The 17472-nt window shown below is 72.9% G+C and carries 17 protein-coding genes; 15 read left to right on the top strand and 2 right to left on the bottom strand.

Going from position 1 to position 17472, the window contains the following annotated elements:
- Positions 1-83 precede the first annotated feature (83 nt).
- Entirely contained in the window at positions 84-506 is a 423-nt protein-coding gene (locus tag LQ327_RS01915) for a nuclear transport factor 2 family protein (protein WP_230729838.1), read from the top strand.
- Positions 507-515: 9 nt separating this feature from the next.
- Here the strand turns inward: LQ327_RS01915 and LQ327_RS01910 are convergent, their stop codons facing one another.
- Positions 516-1961 (bottom strand): amidohydrolase family protein, encoded by a 1446-nt coding sequence (locus tag LQ327_RS01910; RefSeq protein ID WP_230729837.1) that lies wholly within the window; start codon positions 1959-1961, stop codon positions 516-518.
- A 193-nt stretch (positions 1962-2154) separates the two neighbouring features.
- On the opposite strand from LQ327_RS01910, the gene LQ327_RS01905 reads away from it, so the two are divergent.
- The 14 genes from LQ327_RS01905 to LQ327_RS01840 all read left to right on the top strand — a co-directional run bounded on the left by LQ327_RS01905 (position 2155) and on the right by LQ327_RS01840 (position 16675).
- Positions 2155-2961, top strand: coding sequence for an IclR family transcriptional regulator domain-containing protein (locus LQ327_RS01905; protein ID WP_230729836.1), 807 nt, complete (start codon positions 2155-2157; stop codon positions 2959-2961).
- Positions 2962-3284: 323 nt separating this feature from the next.
- Positions 3285-4484, top strand: coding sequence for an FAD-dependent monooxygenase (locus tag LQ327_RS01900; protein ID WP_230729835.1), 1200 nt, complete (start codon positions 3285-3287; stop codon positions 4482-4484).
- Between the two features lie 149 nt (positions 4485-4633).
- The gene (locus LQ327_RS01895; protein ID WP_230729834.1) at positions 4634-5782 is read left to right on the top strand and encodes a CaiB/BaiF CoA transferase family protein; all 1149 of its coding nucleotides are present in this window, start codon (positions 4634-4636) and stop codon (positions 5780-5782) included.
- Positions 5779-6597: a citryl-CoA lyase gene (locus tag LQ327_RS01890; protein ID WP_230729833.1), complete on the top strand. Its 819-nt coding sequence runs from the start codon at positions 5779-5781 to the stop codon at positions 6595-6597. Before LQ327_RS01895 ends, LQ327_RS01890 begins: the two co-directional genes overlap by 4 nt.
- Positions 6590-7456: a DODA-type extradiol aromatic ring-opening family dioxygenase gene (locus LQ327_RS01885; protein WP_230729832.1), complete on the top strand. Its 867-nt coding sequence runs from the start codon at positions 6590-6592 to the stop codon at positions 7454-7456. The genes LQ327_RS01890 and LQ327_RS01885 overlap by 8 nt, the downstream gene beginning before the upstream one ends.
- Entirely contained in the window at positions 7453-7812 is a 360-nt protein-coding gene (locus tag LQ327_RS01880) for a hypothetical protein (RefSeq protein WP_230729831.1), read from the top strand. The genes LQ327_RS01885 and LQ327_RS01880 overlap by 4 nt, the downstream gene beginning before the upstream one ends.
- Before the next feature lie 65 nt (positions 7813-7877).
- Positions 7878-8900 carry a 5-methyltetrahydropteroyltriglutamate--homocysteine methyltransferase gene (locus LQ327_RS01875; protein ID WP_230729830.1) on the top strand — a complete coding sequence of 341 codons (1023 nt, stop codon included), beginning with the start codon at positions 7878-7880 and terminating at the stop codon, positions 8898-8900.
- Positions 8901-8974: 74 nt separating this feature from the next.
- Positions 8975-9355, top strand: a complete 381-nt coding sequence (locus tag LQ327_RS01870; RefSeq protein WP_230729829.1) for a hypothetical protein — start codon at positions 8975-8977, stop codon at positions 9353-9355.
- Positions 9356-9503: 148 nt separating this feature from the next.
- Complete coding sequence (locus tag LQ327_RS01865) at positions 9504-10277, top strand: hypothetical protein (RefSeq protein ID WP_230729828.1); 774 nt, start codon at positions 9504-9506, stop codon at positions 10275-10277.
- Entirely contained in the window at positions 10274-10708 is a 435-nt protein-coding gene (locus tag LQ327_RS01860) for a hypothetical protein (RefSeq protein WP_230729827.1), read from the top strand. The genes LQ327_RS01865 and LQ327_RS01860 overlap by 4 nt, the downstream gene beginning before the upstream one ends.
- Before the next feature lie 207 nt (positions 10709-10915).
- Positions 10916-12037, top strand: coding sequence for an alkaline phosphatase family protein (locus tag LQ327_RS01855; protein ID WP_230729826.1), 1122 nt, complete (start codon positions 10916-10918; stop codon positions 12035-12037).
- A gap of 144 nt (positions 12038-12181) precedes the next feature.
- Positions 12182-14557, top strand: coding sequence for a xanthine dehydrogenase family protein molybdopterin-binding subunit (locus LQ327_RS01850; protein WP_230729825.1), 2376 nt, complete (start codon positions 12182-12184; stop codon positions 14555-14557).
- A gap of 122 nt (positions 14558-14679) precedes the next feature.
- Positions 14680-15228: a hypothetical protein gene (locus tag LQ327_RS01845; protein WP_230729824.1), complete on the top strand. Its 549-nt coding sequence runs from the start codon at positions 14680-14682 to the stop codon at positions 15226-15228.
- A gap of 70 nt (positions 15229-15298) precedes the next feature.
- Positions 15299-16675 carry a sensor histidine kinase gene (locus LQ327_RS01840; protein WP_230729823.1) on the top strand — a complete coding sequence of 459 codons (1377 nt, stop codon included), beginning with the start codon at positions 15299-15301 and terminating at the stop codon, positions 16673-16675.
- Positions 16676-16698: 23 nt separating this feature from the next.
- Here LQ327_RS01840 and LQ327_RS01835 read toward each other — a convergent pair whose 3' ends face one another.
- Positions 16699-17430, bottom strand: coding sequence for a hypothetical protein (locus LQ327_RS01835; protein ID WP_230729822.1), 732 nt, complete (start codon positions 17428-17430; stop codon positions 16699-16701).
- Positions 17431-17472 lie beyond the last annotated feature (42 nt).

The raw sequence follows: 17472 nt of genomic DNA, 5'->3' as shown, positions 1-17472 counted from the left end.
CACCTCTGCGTCTCGGCAGATGTTCTCCGGTCGCGTCCTCCCTAACGTCGCCCGTGCCACGGCATCCGGCCCGAGGGGGACCCATGACCACGACCACCGAGCACCCGCGGTTGGTCAGCACCCGCGACGCGTTCGAGGCCCTGAAGACCGGTGATCTCGAGCCGATCCTGGCGCAGACCTCCGACGAGGTCGTCATGGTCAACGACCTCGGGTCCGGGCCCTGGCGGGAGCTGCGGGGCAAGAAGGCGGTCCTGGAGTTCTTCTACTCCTTCGTCGGGATCTTCGAGGGCACGTTCGCCCAGGACGTCCTCGGCGGCTGGGGCTGGGACGACGGCGTCGTGCTGCTCATCCACGAGCACGGCACCGCGAACGGGGTCGCGTTCGACAACCGCGCGATCTACATGTTCGTCGCCGGGCCCGACGGCCGGTGGCGCGAGCTGCGCACGATGGACATGGACCGGGCCCATCTCGAGCAGTTCTGGACGAGGTGGACCTCGTCCTCGTGAGGCGCGCGCCTACCCGCCGTGCGTCGAGGCCGACCGGTAGTCGGTGTACTGGTACGGGTTGTCGAGGACCTTCGTCGCCGGGACGTCCGGGTTCATGCCCTGACCCCAGGCGTCCGCCCCGAGCGTGCCGCGCAGGTGGTCCACGGTGGCCTCGACGGTCCGGCGCGCGGCGGCGAGGTCGACCCCGACGAGCCGGTGGTTCCGCTTGACCACGCGCCCGTCGACGATCACCGCCTCGACGTCGCCGCGCTGGGCCTGGAAGGCGACGTGGCCGTAGGGGTGGAGCAGCGGGAACATCACCGGTGAGCTCTCGTTGCGGATCAGCACGACGTCGGCCTTCTTCCCGACCTCGAGGCTGCCCAGGTCGTCGCGGCCCAGCGCCCGTGCGCCGCCGCGGGTGGCCCAGTCGACGACCTGCTCGGCGCGCAGTGCCGCGTGCGTGACGGTCTCGCCCTTGGCGTGCGCCTCGAGGTGCTCGCGGGACCGGTCGGCGCCCAGCGTCGTGCGCATCGCGGAGAACAGGTCGCCGCTCCACCAGACCGTGGTGTCCATCGACAGCGACACCGGCAGGTCGTGCGCCCGCAGCGCCCAGGTGGGCGGGTAGCCCTGGCCCGCCGACTGCTCGCTCTCGGTCGACACCGAGATCGCGCCACCGGTCGCGGCGATGCGGTGGTACGAGTCGGCGGAGAGCGACGCGGCGTGCACGTAGACGGTCTCGGGCGTCGCGAACCCGTGGTCGTGCATCAGCCGGATGCCGTCGTCGTTCGTCGCGCCCCACACCCCGGCGTGGGTGGTGACCGGCACCCCGAGCTCGCGCGCCACCTCGAACGCCGGCTTCTCGGGGAACGAGGGGTCGCCGGTGACGTCGAAGGCGAGCTGGAAGCCGAGCATGTCGCGGTTGCCGCTCATGCGGCGCTCGACGAAGTCGCGGAACCCGGACGACGTGGTCCAGTTGGCCGGCGCGTCCTGGATGTTGCCGTAGGCGAGCACGAACCGGCCCGGGACCGACTCGAGCGCGTCGGCGGCGGCGTCGGCGTGCTGCGGGGTCTGCAGGCCGTGGGACCAGTCGACGGTGGTGGTCACCCCGGCGTCGATCGCCTCGAGGGCACCGACCAGGTTGCCGGCGTGCACGTCCTCCGGGCGGAACGCCTTGCCGTGCTCGAGGTAGTACCAGACGAAGTACTGCGTGAGCGTCCAGTCCGCGCCGTACCCGCGCATCGCGGTCTGCCACATGTGCCGGTGCGTGTCGATCATCCCGGGCATGACGATGCCGCCGCGGGCGTCGATCTCCTCGGTGCCGTCGGGCACGGCGAGGTCGGGCCCGATCCCGGCGATGCGGTCGTCGACGACCAGGACGTCGGCGCCGGTGAGGACGGTGTGGGCGCCGTCGAGGGTGAGCACGGTGCCGCCGCGCAGGACGACCGGCCGTCGGGCCTCGCCGGTGGACTCGGGCATCGGACGCTCCCTCGGTCGCGGACGAATGTCCGTATGACGGTCACATGATGCGGGTCACTCTGCTCAGGCATCGTTTCGCTGTCAACGGTCGGGCGTCCGTCGGGCCCTGGGGTCGGTTCGGGTGACGACCGTCCGCCTGGCGGTCAGTGAGCGGTTACGCTGCGCCCACCCGAACAGCGGGGAGGTGACGCGGGTGCCACGCGAGGGGACCGGACCGGACTTCATCGAGGCGCTCGCGCGCGGGCTCGAGGTGATCGCGGCGTTCGGTCCGGCGCGCCCGGAGATGACGCTGGCCGAGGTCGCGACGGCCACCGGTCTGGCCCGCCCGACCGCGCGCCGGATCCTCCTGACCCTCACCGAGCTCGGCTACGTGCGCAGCGGCGATCGCGGGTACGCGCTCACGCCGCGGGTGCTGGATCTCGGCGTGGCCTACGTCGGGTCGATGGGCCTGTGGGAGGTCGCGCGCCCCCATCTCGAGGCGTTGTCGGCGCGCACCCACGAGTCGTGCTCGATCGCCCAGCTCGACGGCTCGGACATCGTCTACGTCGCGCGGGCCAGCGTGCCGAAGATCGTCTCGCTGGCGGTGCAGATCGGCACGCGCTTTCCCGCGCTGCCGACCTCGCTGGGCAAGGTGCAGCTGGCGGCGCTGTCGACGGCCGAGCTCGACCGGGTCCTCGCCGAGCCCACCCGCTCGGGTCTGGTGCCGCGGTGGCAGCCGTCGATCGAGGAGCGGGACGCCGCGCTGCGGGAGGTCCGGGCGCGTGGCTGGGCGCTGACCGACGAGCAGCTCACCCTCGGCATTCGCTCGGTCGCGGCGCCCCTGCGCGACGGGTCCGGCCGCGTGATCGCCGGGGTCAATGTCAACTGTCACGCGGCGGAGACCTCGGTGGAGCGGCTCGTCGAGCACCACCTGCCGCTGCTGCTCGCGACGGCGGGGGAGATCAGCGCGGACTTCGCGCGGCGGGAGGCGCTGCCGCACGTGACGTTGCCGGCGTCCTGAGGGGTCAGCGCGCTCCGGGGGCCACGAGGGCACTTGGGGCGGGTTCTGGGGTCGCTGAGGCTGCCTGGTGTGCTCCTCATCGCCCGGCCGCCGGCCCCGCGATCCTGGCGGCGGCGCCTTGTCGCGGGCTTCCACGGTCGGCCCATCAGCTTGTCGTTCTGATTCACAACGACGAGACATGGAGCTCGGCGCGACAGCCCGCGACAAGGCCCGCCACGGGGACCGCGCGGCCGGGGCGGCTCCCGCCCACCGGGAACCGTCGCGCGCCACCCGGCTCCCCGCGCGCACGATGATCCCGCCCCCGATGACGAGGAGATGATCCGGTGCCGGACGACCCACGCGTCGTGATCGTCGGAGCCGGACCCGCCGGCCTCGTCCTGGCCTGGCTGCTGCACCGCGCGCGGGTGCCGTTCGTGCTGGTCGAGCGGCTCACGCAGGCCGAGATCGGCACGCAGCCGAAGGCCGGCATCGTCGAGTACCGCACCGTGCAGACACTGCGCCGCGAAGGACTCGCCGACGCACCCGGCGCCCCGCTGACGTTCGACGCCGAGAACCGCCGCGTCGAGTTCCGCACCCCGCAGACCTCGCACACCCTCGAGTACGCCGACCTCACCGGCGACCGGCCGCACTTCGTCTTCCCGCAGCACCGGCTCGTCGCCGAGCTCGCCGCCGCCCTGGTCGCCGACGACGCGCCGCTCGCGTTCTCCCATCAGGTCGTGAGCGTCGACGGCGACACACCGGCCGTCGTCGTCGAGGGTCCCGACGGCGAGCGGCGCGAGTTGACCCCCGACGTCGTCGTGGGCGCCGACGGGGCGGCGAGCCCGGTGGCGCGGGCGATGGCCGATCACGTCGCGACGCTCGATCGTCGGGTGCCCGCCCGCTGGCTCGTCGTCGCGACCGCCACGCCGCCGCTCGTCGACCGCACCGTCTACGGCATCCACCCCCGCGGCTACGCCGCCCACCTGCGCCGCGGCCCGAACGAGACCCGCTTCTACCTGGAGGTCCCCGCGGACGAAGCGGCCGACGACCAGTCCCACGACGCGCTGCGCACCGAGCTCGCCGACCGCCTCGGGATGCCCGGAGCGCTCGACGGGGTGCGGCTGAACAGCGTCGACACCCTCGATCTCCGCACCCGCGTGATCACCCCGATGCAGCACGGCCGGCTGTTCCTCGCGGGCGACGCCGCGCACCTCATCACCCCCGCCGGGGGCAAGGGGATGAACCTCGCGATCGCCGATGCGGTCGAGCTCGCGCACGGGTTGATCTCCGACCGCGACGGCGACGGCGGCCGGCTGGCGGCCTACTCCGACCGTCGGGTCCCGGCGATCTGGCACGCCCAGGCGTTCTCCGACTGGTTCCTCCGCATCCTCACGGCGCGGACCGCCGACGCGCTCGGCGGCGAGTCGGCGGCGGCGTTCGTGCACGGCACCCGGGAGGCCTGGGTGCGGGCGCTGCGCGACGACGCCGGGATGGCCCGCTGGTTCGCGCACTCCTACGCGGGGGTCGATGCGCCGGACTCTTGACGCCCGTCGTCGAGGGTTCCAGGATCAACGACGGACAGACGTCCGCTGAGCGGACACAACTCGCAGTGCCGGATGTGAGAGTGGCGCCGTTCTGACACCAGACGTCAGCAACGGACCATCGCTGACAGGACCGGCAAGGAGGACCGCGCATGGCTGGACCGCTCGCCGGGGTCCTGGTGGCCGACTTCTCGCGCATCCTCGCGGGGCCCTACGCGACGATGCTGCTGGCGGACATGGGTGCCGAGGTCGTCAAGGTCGAGGGCCCGCGCGGTGACGACACCCGGACCTGGATGCCGCCGACCCGCGGCGAGACCTCGACGTACTACCTCGGCGTGAACCGCGGCAAGCGCTCGATCGCCCTGGACCTCCGCGATCCCGACGACGTCGGGGTCGCCCGGGAGCTCGCGCGGCGCGCCGACGTCGTCATCGAGAACCTCCGCCCGGGCGGCATGGCGAAGTACGGGCTGGACTACGAGACGGTCAGCGCGACGAACCCCGGCGTCGTCTACTCGAGCATCTCCGGCTTCGGCTCCGGCGCCGGTGCGCACGTCCCGGGCTACGACCTCATGGTTCAGGCGATCTCCGGCCTGATGGACCTGACCGGCGATCCCGACGGCCCGCCCTACCGCGCCGGCATCTCGGTGTTCGACGTGATGGCCGGCAACCACGCCGTCATCGGCATCCTCGCCGCACTGCGCCACCGCGACGCGACCGGCGACGGCCAGCACGTCGAGGTCAACCTGCTGTCGTCGGCGCTCACCGGGCTGGTGAACCATTCGAGCGCTTGGGCCGCGGGCGGCGTCGTCCCGCATCGGATGGGCAACGCGCACCCGAGCGTCTTCCCGTACGAGCCGCTGGAGACCGCCGACGACGACCTGATCGTCACCGCCGCGAACGACGGCCAGTTCCGCAAGCTCTGCGAGGTGCTCGGGCTCGACGGCGTCGCCGACGATCCCAGGTTCGCCCGCAACGCGGACCGCACCGAGAACCGCGACGTGCTGCGCCCGATCCTCGTCGCGAAGCTGAAGGAGAAGACCGCGGTCGAGTGGTTCGACCTGCTCGTCGAGGCGGGGGTCCCGTGCGGGCCGATCCAGTCGATCGACGGCGGGTTCGCGATGGCCGAGCGCTTCGGGCTGGAGCCGATCCTCTCCGTCGGGGAGGGCGACCGGGCGGTCCCGACGACGAGGCACCCGATCCGGTTCTCCGAGACCCCGGCGGTCTACGAGCTGCCGCCGCCCGAGCTGGACGAGCACGGCTCCGAACTGCGGGAATGGCTCTCGGGCGGGGGCGACCGATGAGCGATCACGTCTACCCGACGGCGTTGGGCGCGTCCTCGCCCGACAAGATCACCCTGCTCGGGCACGACCTCGTCGACGACGTCATGGGCCAGGTCGGGTTCGGCGAGCTCGCGTTCTGGCTCGCGACCCAACGGCGTCCGACGGCGGGTGAGACGCGCGTCTTCGAGGCGGTCCTGGCCGCGCTCGCCGACCACGGCTACACGCCCACGGCGATCGTCACCCGGCTGACCCACCTCTCGGCGCCGGACTCGGTGCAGGGGGCGCTCGCGGCCGGGCTGCTGGCGGGCGGGTCGCGCTTCCTCGGCGTCACCGAGGACTGCGGGCGGTTCCTGCACGAGCAGCTGAGCGAGCCCCTTCCCGCCGACGACGAGGGCTGGGACGCGCTCGCGCTGCAGGTGGTCACCGCCCAGCGCGCGGCGAAGCGGTTCGTCCCCGGTCTCGGCCATCACGTGCACAAGCAGGGCGATCCCCGGACGCCGAAGCTCATGGCCCTGGCCGCCGAGGAGGGCGTGACCGGCCCGCACCTGGCGCTGTTCGCCGCGATCGGCCGGGTCCACCCGCAGGTGCTCGGAAAGACGCTGCCGCTCAACGGCGCCGGGGTCTGCGGCGCGGTCCTCGCCGACCTCGGGCTGCCCCTGGAACTGCTGCGGGGATTCGCGCTGCTCGCGCGGACGGCCGGCCTGATCGGGCAGCTGGCGGAGGAACTGCGCCATCCCGTCGCGAACGAGATCTTCCTGAGCGTCGACCTGAACAATGAGCCGGTCGAACCGGACCCCTACATTCCGCCGTCGCTGAACGGAGACGCGCATGGCTGAGCTCGTCGCGGTGATCGCCTCCACCCACCACCCCTTCTACTACCGGGCCTCGACGTCGACGGGTGCCGACCGCCCGCCGTTCGCGGACGAATGGGTGTCGAAGATCGAGACGTTCCGCGAGACGTTGACACGGGCCCGTCCCGACGTCCTCGTCATGGTCGGCTCCGACCATTTCCACCAGTTGTGGCTCGACAACATGCCGCAGTTCCTCGTCGGGAAGGCGCCGGTCTTCGACGCCAACTGGTACAACGAGGAGCGCGAGTTCGGTCTGCCGCGGATGACGTTGCAGGGCCAGGAGGACCTGTCGTCGTACATTCTCCGCGAGGGTCTCGACGCCGGGTTCGACCTCGCGTTCTCCAACGAACTGCGGATCGACCACTCGATCACGTGCCCGATCATCACGCTGCGCCCCGAGGCCGACCTGCCGATCGTCCCGATCTACACCAACATCTTCGCGCCACCGCTGCCGCAGCCGAAGCGGTTCGTGCAGCTCGGGCGCACGATCCGGGAGCTGGTCGAGTCGTGGCCCTCGGATCAACGGGTTGCGGTGATCGGGACCGGGCACCTGTCGCTGGAGCTGGGCGGACCGCGCCAGTTCGGCCCGCACGGGCCCGACCCGGAGTTCGACCGCAAGGCCGTCGAGTGGATCGCCTCCGGTGACCTCGAGGGGTGCCTGTCCGAGGTGACGCTCGATTCCCTGCACGCGCCCGGGAACGCCACGCACGGGTTCATGGACTTCATGCTGATGATGGGTGTGGCGGGGGAGGGGAAGAAGGCCGACCACGTCGACTCGCTCGACCTCTTCCACACCATGGAGGCCTATTTCACCTGGTATCCGAACGGGGTGTCTCCGGCGTGAGCAAGTACCTGCTCGACAAGTTCCTCTACACCGTCGACCGCGATCCCGACCTCGTCGAGCGCTACCGCACGGACCCGGCGGGATGCGTCGCGGACTGGGAACGGGAGTACGCGAACAAGCTCCTCAACTGTCATTCCGGGGAACGGTCGACGTGGCTCACTTTCTCCGACGACGAGCGGGCGGCGCTGGCCGGGCACGACCACGTCCGGCTCTTCGAGATGGGCGCACACCCGTTCCTCACGCTGACGCTGTTCATCGCGATGTTCGAGCGCGACCACGGGCCGCTCGAGTACCAGCTCGCCTACGCCCGGGCCATGGAACACATCTCGCTGCCCTATCCCGACATCGCGACGTAGTCGCATGTGAACGATTGTGGTCGCCTGGACGACCAAATTCGTTCACATGGGACCGGAGGTCTCCCATGCTGCTGCCCACGAGCCTCGTCGGGAGCTACGCGCAGCCCGACTGGCTGATCGACCGCGCCAACCTCGCCGGCCGGTTCCCGCCGCGGGTGCGCGCCAAGGAGCTGTGGCGCCCCGCGCCGGAGCACCTCCAGCAGGCCCAGGACGACGCGACGCTGCTCGCGATCCGTGCGCAGGAGCACGCCGGGCTCGACGTCCTCACCGACGGCGAGATGCGCCGCGAGAGCTACTCGAATCACTTCGCGACTGCCCTCGACGGCGTCGACGTCGACAACCCGGGCACCGCGCTCGACCGCTCGGGGCACCCGAATCCGGTCCCGCGCATCGTCGGGCCGATCGGTCGTCCGGAGCCGATCCAGGTGCGGGACCTCGAGTTCCTGCGGGCCGCCACCGACCACGTCGTCAAGATGACCGTGCCCGGGCCGTTCACGATGTCCCAGCAGGCGCAGAACGACCACTATCCCGACGCCGAGGCGGCGGCGATGGCCTACGCGGCGGTCGTGAACGCCGAGGTCAAGGACCTGCACGCGGCCGGCGCGGACATCGTGCAGATCGACGAGCCGTACCTGCAGGCCCGGCCCGACGCGGCCCGGCAGTACGGCCTCGCCGCCCTGAACGCGGCCCTCGACGGCGTCACCGGCACGACCGCCGTGCACCTGTGCTTCGGGTACGCCGCGATCATCCACGAGCGCCCCGAGGGCTACTCGTTCCTGCCCGAGCTCGCCGGGTGCCCGGTCGACCAGATCTCGATCGAGACCGCGCAGTCCGGGCTCGACCTCGGCGTGCTCGCCGACCTCACCGACAAGACGATCATCCTCGGCGTCATCGACCTCTCGACGGCGGAGGTGGAGACGGCGGAGACCGTGGCGGGGCGTGTCCGTCGAGCGTACGACCGGTTGCCCGTCGAGCAGATCGTCATCGCCACCGACTGCGGGATGAAGTATCTCCCGCTCGAGTCCGCGGCGGGGAAGATGGCCGCGATGGCGGGGGCCGCGTCGATCCTGCGGGCCGAGCGGGGCTGAGGATGTCCGTTTCGGGTCACGTTGTGAGGGGGCGCGCCGGGTACGGGCCACTGCCCGGCGGGATCGTGGGGGATGTGTTGGCCGGCGGCGAGGGCGGGCTGTGGTGGCGGCGGTTGTTCGCCCACCCCGTTCACGGCACGCTAGTTGGGTGTGATCAGGGCAGGCAGCGTTTCGAGGGGGTCATCGCCCGGCTGATCGATCTGCGGGACGGCGGCCGCTGCCGCGATCCCTACTGCGACGCCCCGATCCGGCACCGGGATCACATCCGGCCCCGCCGCGCTGACGGCCCGACGAGCCTCGCGAACGGTCGTGGGGTGTGTGCCCGCGGGAACTACGTCAAGGAGATGCCCGGCTGGCAGACCGACGTGATCCATGACGGTCGAGGCGAGCAGCCGCACACGGTGCGAACCACCACCCCGACCGGCCACACCTACACCAGCCGGGCCGGACCCTGATCGGGCCGCCGTTCGGCGAAACCACGTTTGCCGCAATCGGCCCGCCACCATGTGACCCAGCGCACATGCCGCTCCGTGGTCGATTGATACCGGCCGTATGCGGGTCGACGCTCTGAGTCATGAATTCACGTCGGACGGCGGAACCGTCATGACCCTGGTCATTGTCGTCATCGTGGTGGTCGTCGTGCTCGCGCTCGCCGGCGGCGGGCTCGCCCTGGCGCGCCGGAAGCGGTCGGAGCAGCTGCAGGAGCAGTTCGGGCCGGAGTACGACCGCGCGGTCGAGCAGGCGGACTCGAAGGGCGAGGCCGAGAAGGAGCTCGCCGAGCGCCGCAAGCGCCACGACCAGCTCGAACTGCTCCCGCTCGACCCGCAGACCGCTGAGCGCTTCCGGGGCGACTGGATGCGCATCCAGGGTGAGTTCGTCGACGACCCGGGCGGGGCCGTCGAGAAGGCCGACTCGCTGGTCACGACGATCATGCGCGAGCGCGGCTATCCCGTGGACGACTTCGACCAGCGCGCTGCCGACATCTCTGTCGAGCACCCGCGGGTCGTCGAGCACTACCGCGAGGCCCGTCGGGTGCACGACGCCCACCGCGAGAGCCGCGCCGGCACCGAGGACCTCCGCGAGGCCGTGACCTCCTACCGCAGTCTGGTCGATGCGCTGATCGACGAGAGCCCCCACGACGACGGGCACGGCGGCGGCTCGGGGGAGGACGGCCGACACCGGGCCGGCGAGAGCCGTCCCCACGACGACGGCGGGCGCCGCGACGACGACGGCAGGCGCCGCGACGACGAACGCCGCGATGACGATGCGCGTCGCGACGACGGCGGGCGCCACGACCGCGGCGACGCGCACGAGGAGCGGGAAGCCGGCGGATCGTCGGCGGACGGGGCACGCGACCACGACGGGAGCCGACGGTGAGCACCGAGACCACCGACACCACGCACGACGACCGGCGCGACGATCGCCGCGGCGACGACGACCGCCGCGACGAGGGAGGGCGCGACGAGGAGCCCGGCCGCTACACCCGTCAGCACGGCGAGCGGGCCGGGCAGCACGACCACGACGCCTCCGACGCCGAGCGTGTCCGCGTCCTTGACCCGTCCGCCTCGGAGCGGCTCCGCAGCCGCTGGCAGGAGGTCCAGGCGGGCTTCGTCGACGAACCGCGCCAGTCGGTGACCGAGGCTGACCAGCTGGTCGGCGAGGTCCTCGACGAGGTCAGCCGCGTCTTTCGCGACCAGCGCTCGGAGCTCGAGGCGGAGTGGGGCGGGAACGCTGAGCCTGGCACCGAGGAACTGCGTCAGGCGTTGCGCCGCTACCGGGAGTTCTTCGACCGCCTGCTCTCGCTCTAGCCACGCCCCGGTCGCCCGTCACCCGTTTCGGGCCCGGGTGACGACAGCGGACGCAGGTGATCAGGGAGTCGATGCGCGGGTGATCGGAGATCCGTTCGACGGGCAGGCTCCCTCGGCCCGGCGATCTCGGCCCGGCGATCGGCGGCCGCGGCAACCAGCCGGGCCACCGGGATGCCGGGCCCGCCCCGCGCCCGGCAGGGTGGGCGCGTGACCTCCGCCGACGGCCCCGCCCTCGCCGGGGCGCTGCCCGCCCTGCTCGCCTCGCTGGGAACCGAGCTCGACGGGCCGCCCGCGATCAGCCTGCCCCCGGCTCGCTCCGCCGTCCTGTTCCTCGTCGACGGCCTCGGGCGGGAGCTGCTCACCGAGCACGCCGCCGACGCGCCGTTCCTCGCCGCGATGGCCGACGCCGGACCGTTGACCGTGGGCTTCCCGACGAGCACCCCCATCAGCGTCACGAGCCTCGGCACCGGACTGCCGCCCGGCGCGCACGGCACCCTCGGCGTCCGCTTCCGGGTCGAGGACACCCTGCTCGACGCGCTGACCTGGACCGAGGGGAAGATCGACCTCCGCGAGCGCCTCGCCCCCGAGGCCGTCCAGCCGAGACCCACCCTGTTCGAACGAGCGAAGGCCCACGGCGTCCGCAGCACCGTCATCTCCGACCGCGCCTACCGCGAGTCCGGCCTGACCCGCTCGGCGCTGCGCGGCGCGACCTACCGCGGTGTCGGCGCCCTCGGAGACCTCGCCGCCGAGACGCTCACGGCCCTCGCCGAGCCCGGGCTGGTCTACGCCTACCACGCCGATCTCGACCAGCTCGGTCATCTGCGCGGCCCCGGCTCCCTGGCCTGGCGCCGGCAGTTGCGCCAGATCGACCACCTCGTCGCGCTGCTCGCCGAGGACCTGCCGCCCGGCACCCTGCTGGCGATCACCGGGGACCACGGGATGGTCACCGTCGACCGCCGCCACGACGCCGACACCCACCCCGACCTGCGCCTCGGCGAGCCGATGGTCGGCGGCGACCCGCGCGCCCGCCTCGTCTACGCCCGCCCCGGCAGCGCCGACGACGTGCTCGCCGCCTGGCGGGCCACCCTCGGCGACGACGCCGACGTGCTCCCCGGCGAGCAGGCCGCCGGCGACGGCTGGTTCGGCCCGGTCGACGACGCCGTGCGGGCCCGGGTGCCCGACGTCGTCGCCGCGACCCGCGGCAACGCGGCGATCGTGCGGTCCGAGGGCGAGCCGGTCCTGGCGCGCCTGCCCGGGCAGCACGGTTCCCGCTCCGACGCCGAGCAGCTCGTCCCGCTGCTCGTGCACACCGCAGATGCGGCGCCCTAACGACGATCCCCCCGCAGATGAGGTCGCTTCTGACCTGCGGAAACGACCCTGTGCGCGCTGTCACCCGGATGACTAGTGTCCGAATATCAGGGGTCCGTGCACGGGCGGTGCGCCGGACCGCGACGAGGGCACAGAGGAGCGCGCGTGAGCGTCACGACCCACACCGGCGGCTCGATCCTGGGTCACGCGGTGAAGCGGACCGAGGATCAGGAGCTCATCACCGGGGCCGGTCTCTACACCGGTGACCTGCCCGTCGAGGGTTCGCTGCACGCGGTGTTCGTCCGCTCCCCGATGGCGCACGGCACGCTCGGCGAGATCGATGTGGACGAGGCCAAGGGGATGCCGGGCGTCGTCGCGGTCTACACCAACGCCGATCTGGACGTCGCCGACCGGCCCGGGCTGCCCGGCGTCGTGCCCGACGCGATGTCCCGCCCGCACCTGGCGAAGGGCAAGGTCCGCTTCGTCGGTGACATCGTCGCCGTCGTCATCGGGGAGACGGCGAGCGAGGCGCTGGACGCCGCGGAGACCGTCTTCCCCGACATCGACCCGCTGCCCGCGGTCACCGACATCGAGGCGGCCTACGCCGACGGCGCCCCGCTGCTGTTCGAGGAGACCGGGAGCAACCTCGTCGCCGGAGCGGGGACCGGCGAGGTCGACGGGATCTTCGACACCGCCGACGTCGTCGTGACCGGCAAGTTCTACAACCAGAAGCTCGCGGGCGTGCCGATGGAGCCGAACGCCTGCCTCATCGAGCCCGGCGCGCCCGAGGGCGGCCTGACGCTCTGGCTCTCCACCCAGACCCCGCACGGCGCCCGGGACGCGATCGCCGGCGACCTCGGTCTCGAGGCCGACCAGGTCCGCGTCGTCGCGCCGCGGGTCGGCGGCGGGTTCGGCCCCAAGGCCACCGCCTACCCGGAGTACACGATCGCCGCGAAGGCGGCGCTGGTGCTCGGTCGGCCGGTGCGCTGGAACGAGACGCGCTCCGAGAACATGCTCTCGATGGTCCACGGCCGCGCGCAGGTCCAGTGGGTCGAGCTCGGCGTGAAGCGCGACGGCAGGATCGTCGGGCTGCGGGCGTCGGTGATCGGCGACGGCGGGGCCTACCCGGCGGTCGGCACGATCCTGCCCAGCCTCACCCAGCTGCTCGCGCAGGGCGTCTACGACATCCCGGCGATCGAGTTCTCCTGGAAGACCGTCGTCACCAATACGACGACGATCGGCGCCTACCGCGGCGCCGGACGCCCCGAGGCGACCCAGCTGCTCGAGCGCATCATCGACATGGCCGCCGACGAGATCGGCGTCGACCCGCTCGAGATGCGGCGCATGAACTACCTGCAGCCCGAGCGGTACCCGATGACCTCGCTGACCGGCGCCGAGTACGACAACGCCGACCACGAGAAGTCGCTCGACGCGGTCAAGGCCGCCGCCGGGTACGACGAGCTGCTGGCGGAGCAGAAGCGGCGCCGCGACGCGGGCGAGCGGGTCGCGCTCGGCATCGGCATCGGCTCGTACGTCGAGGTCACCGCCCCGCTGGGGCTCGACGGCGAGTACGGCTCGGCGCAGGCGCACCCCGACGGCACGTTCACCGTCATGGCGGGGACCAGCGCCCACGGCCAGGGTCACGAGACCGCGTTCGCGCAGCTGGCGTCGTCGGTGTTCGGCGTGCCGATGTCCCAGGTCAAGGTCGTCCAGTCCGACACCTCGGTCGTGCGCAGCGGCGCGGGCACGCTCGGCTCGCGGTCGCTGCAGACCGGCGGCAGCGCGATCCACAACGCCTCGCAGGAGCTCGTCTCGCGGGCCCGGGAGATCGCCGCCCACCTGCTCGAGGCGGCGGTGGAGGACATCGAGCACTCCGACGACGGGTTCGGGGTCCGCGGCGTCGCCGGGCACACCGTGACCTGGGCCCGGATCGCCGCCGCCTCCGAGGACGGCACCGGCCTCGAGGACGGCAACGGCCGCGCGCTGCGCGAGGACCTGGACTTCAAGCAGGGCCAGTCGAGCTTCCCGTTCGGGTCGCACATCTCGGTCGTCGAGGTCGACCTCGACACCGGCATGGTGATGCCGAAGCGCCACGTCGCCGTCGACGACTGCGGGAAGATCCTCAACCCGCTGCTCGTCGCCGGTCAGCAGCACGGCGGGATCGCCCAGGGCATCTCGCAGGCGCTCTTCGAGCGGGTCACGTTCGACGAGGACGGCAACCCGACCACCGGCAACCTGGCGTCGTACACCATCCCGAGCGCCGCCGACCTGTGCTCCTACGAGGCCTCGAACACCGAGACGCCGACCTTCCTCAACCCGATCGGCGCGAAGGGGATCGGGGAGTCCGGGACGATCGGCTCGACGCCGGCGGTGCACAACGCCGTCGTCGACGCGGTCTCGCACCTCGGCGTGCGGCACATCGACATGCCGCTGACTCCTGAGGCCGTGTGGCGGGCGATCCAGGGGGTCGGGTCCAGCGACCCCGGCACCCGCGCCCAGGCCGGCCCGGAGTACGCGGGGATGGCGGGCACCGAGAACTGAGCGCGGCGCGTGACCGTGGGCACGCGGTCGGTGATGCAGTAGCCGCTACGGCATCGCCGGCCGCGCCCCCGGCGCGATCATCCGTCCGGCCCCCACCACTGAGCCGGAAGGTCCTGCCCGCGATGACGTCCGTCGTTCCCTTCACCAGCAACCACTCGGACGTCAGCACCTACGAGGGCTACCAGTTCGAGTTCCACTGCCTGCGCTGCGGCAACGGGTTCCGGTCCCGCTTCCGGCACTCGGTCAGCGGCACCGGCGGACGGATCGCCGCTCTGGCCGGGGGCCTCATGGGCGGGGAGTGGGGCGGGCGCATCGAGCAGTTCGGCCTGATGGCGAACTGGAACCGCAGCAGTACCCGGGGCTCCACGAACGACAAGCGCCTCGAGGAGGCCTCGCACGACGTCGCTGACGAGTTCGTGCAGTGCCGGGGCTGCGGGCAGTGGCTGTGCAAGCAGGTGTGCTGGAACCCGGCGGCGGGCTACTGCGTGCAGTGCGTGCCGCCGCGGGCGCCGGAGATCGCCGGGCGCTGCGGGCGGTGCGGCTCCTACGGCGACGGCGTGTACTGCGGGAACTGCGGCGGTCCGCTGCGGGCCACCGCGGGGTGCCGGCACTGCGGCACCCCGATGGGCAACGGCAACTTCTGCCCGGGGTGCGGTTCGCCGCGCGGGTGATCGACCGCCTCGACGGTCCGGCCTGGAGCGAACAGTGGGCGCGGGGTCGTCGGGCTCCTAACATCGGCGCATGGCGGCGGGGGACCTGCAGGAGCCCGCGGCGCCGCCGACCGTGGAGGTCGTCGGCGCGCGGGTCACCCGGTCCGACCGGCGCGGCCGGACCTCGGCCGTGCGGCTCGTCGCGGGGTTCATCGCCGCCGGGGTGCTGGTCACCGTGGGGCTCGCGCTGGCGGTCGCGCTGATCGCCCGGGAGCGGGCGACCGCGGCCGCGACCCAGCAGGTCACCCAGATCGCGTTCGTCACCGCCAAGGGCGCGATCGAGCCGCAGCTCACCGACGGCGTCCTGGCCGGCGATCCCGCCGCGCTCGCCGCCCTCGACACGACGGTGCGCCGTTCCGTGCTGGCCGGCTCGCTCGTCCGCGTCATGATCTGGGACGCGAGCGGGAAGGTCCTCTACTCCGACGACCCGGCGCTCGTCGGACGCTCCTTCGACCTCGAGGACCGCGAGCGGGTCGCTCTCGCCGGCGGTGGGCAGGGCACCGAGATCAGCGACCCGAGCCGCCCGGAGAACGCCACCGAGGCGCCCTTCGGGCAGGTGCTGGAGGTCTACACCGGCATCCGGTCGGTCTCCGGGACGCCGCTGCTCTACGAGACCGATTTCCGTGACGACGCGGTGTCCGACGCCGGCTGGGACGCCTGGCGCACGGTCGCGCCGCTCTCGGTGGCGGCGCTGGTGGTGCTCGAGCTGGTGCAGGTGCCGCTCGTGGTGATGCTCGTCCGCCGGCTGCGGGCCCGCGAGCGACAGCGCGACCGCCTGCTGCACCACGCCGTGGAGGCCTCCACCGCCGAGCGCCGTCGCATCGCGGAGGAGTTGCGCGACGGCGTCGTCTCAGAGCTCACCCGCATCACCTACGCCCTCGACGCCAGCCGGATGAAGGGACCCGTCGATCCCGACGCCCGCGGTGTCGTCGCCGACGCCGCGAGCCGGCTGCGGGAGAGCGCCGGGGCGCTGTGCTCCCTGCTCGTCGACATCTGCCCGCCCGACCTCACCGAGGAGGGCCTCGACCCGGCGCTGCGCGAGCTCGCGGGCGGGCTGCAGCGCCGGGGGATCGGGGTCGCGGTCTCGCTCGACGGCGTCGGCGGTGCCGGGCCCGACGAGGCCGCCCTGCTCTACCGGGCGGCCCAGGAGGCGCTGCGCAACGTGGTGAGCCACAGCGGCGCCGAGCACGTCGACCTGAGCCTGGCCGCCGAGCGTGGCCGCTGGCGACTCGTCGTCGACGACGACGGGCACGGGTTCGACGACCACGCCCGGGCCGCCCGGTCCGGGGACGGGCATGCCGGGCTGCACGCGATCGGGGACCTGATCGCCGACATGGGCGGGACGCTGACGGTGCGTGCCGCGCCCGGCCAGGGGACGCGCGTCGAGGTGGTCCTCCCGCGGTCGTGAGCCTCCGTCCGGCCCCAGGGCTGTCATCCGACGAGCGAACGGCGCCACTCAGTCCTGCCGGGTGCTCGGTCAGCCGTAGGACGAGCCGCCGGAACCGCCGCCGCTGCCGCCGGAGCCGGAGCTGCCGCCCGACCCGCTGCCGCCGGAGCCACTGTTGCCGGATCCGGAGTTGCTGCCGGAGCCGGAGCCGCCGCTCGAGCCGTGCCCGCTGCCGCCGTCGTCGCCGTTCTTCTTGGCGGCGCCGCCACCGTTGTCGCCCCCGCTGCTGCGTCCGGAGCCCGCCCGTACGACTGACCCGACGAACCCTGTCCCGACGAGTCCTGACCGGACGACCCGCCCTGGCCGTTCCCGGAGCCCGAGCCGGACGCACCGCCGCCGCCGTCGCCGCCGTCGGAGCCCCGTGGCCCCGGGCCGCCGCGACCGTCCGCGACGACGGCGCTCGCCGGCGGGGTCGGGTCGACCGGGACGATCGGCGCGCCGGCCACCGGGACCGGCGTGACCCCGGTGAGATCGAGCAACGACGGCGGCGGCGCGAACCAGAGCGGGCCGGCCGCGTGGGTCGGCCCGGAGAGATCCAGCAGCCCGTGGACGAGCGCGCCACCGCCCAGCACCCCGCCACCGACGGCCACGACGACGAGCACCGCGACGCCCGTCCCGCGCAGCAGACCGGGCCGCCCCCTCCCGGTAGGGACCGGCTCCGGCGCGACGTGCACGAGCACCGGCCGCTCGCGCAGGTCGTCGACGAGCTGGGTCACCTACTCAGAGTAGGAGCGTCCACGCCCCGTGCCCATCGGCCG

Origin of the sequence: Actinomycetospora endophytica (genome assembly GCF_021026375.1) — a bacterium.
GTDB classification, from domain to species: Bacteria; Actinomycetota; Actinomycetes; order Mycobacteriales; family Pseudonocardiaceae; genus Actinomycetospora; species Actinomycetospora endophytica.
The sequence above is the reverse complement of the archived record's forward strand: the minus strand, read 5'-3'. Positions and strand labels throughout refer to the sequence as shown.

Bases quoted from the DNA above. Each gene is read 5' to 3' on its own strand.
- LQ327_RS01915 (WP_230729838.1), top strand. From the start codon at position 84: ATGACCACGACCACCGAGCACCCGCGGTTGGTCAGCACCCGCGACGCG.
- LQ327_RS01910 (WP_230729837.1), bottom strand. From the start codon at position 1,961: ATGCCCGAGTCCACCGGCGAGGCCCGACGGCCGGTCGTCCTGCGCGGC.
- LQ327_RS01895 (WP_230729834.1), top strand. From the start codon at position 4,634: ATGGCTGGACCGCTCGCCGGGGTCCTGGTGGCCGACTTCTCGCGCATC.
- LQ327_RS01890 (WP_230729833.1), top strand. From the start codon at position 5,779: ATGAGCGATCACGTCTACCCGACGGCGTTGGGCGCGTCCTCGCCCGAC.
- LQ327_RS01885 (WP_230729832.1), top strand. From the start codon at position 6,590: ATGGCTGAGCTCGTCGCGGTGATCGCCTCCACCCACCACCCCTTCTAC.
- LQ327_RS01875 (WP_230729830.1), top strand. From the start codon at position 7,878: ATGCTGCTGCCCACGAGCCTCGTCGGGAGCTACGCGCAGCCCGACTGG.
- LQ327_RS01865 (WP_230729828.1), top strand. From the start codon at position 9,504: ATGACCCTGGTCATTGTCGTCATCGTGGTGGTCGTCGTGCTCGCGCTC.
- LQ327_RS01845 (WP_230729824.1), top strand. From the start codon at position 14,680: ATGACGTCCGTCGTTCCCTTCACCAGCAACCACTCGGACGTCAGCACC.
- LQ327_RS01840 (WP_230729823.1), top strand. From the start codon at position 15,299: ATGGCGGCGGGGGACCTGCAGGAGCCCGCGGCGCCGCCGACCGTGGAG.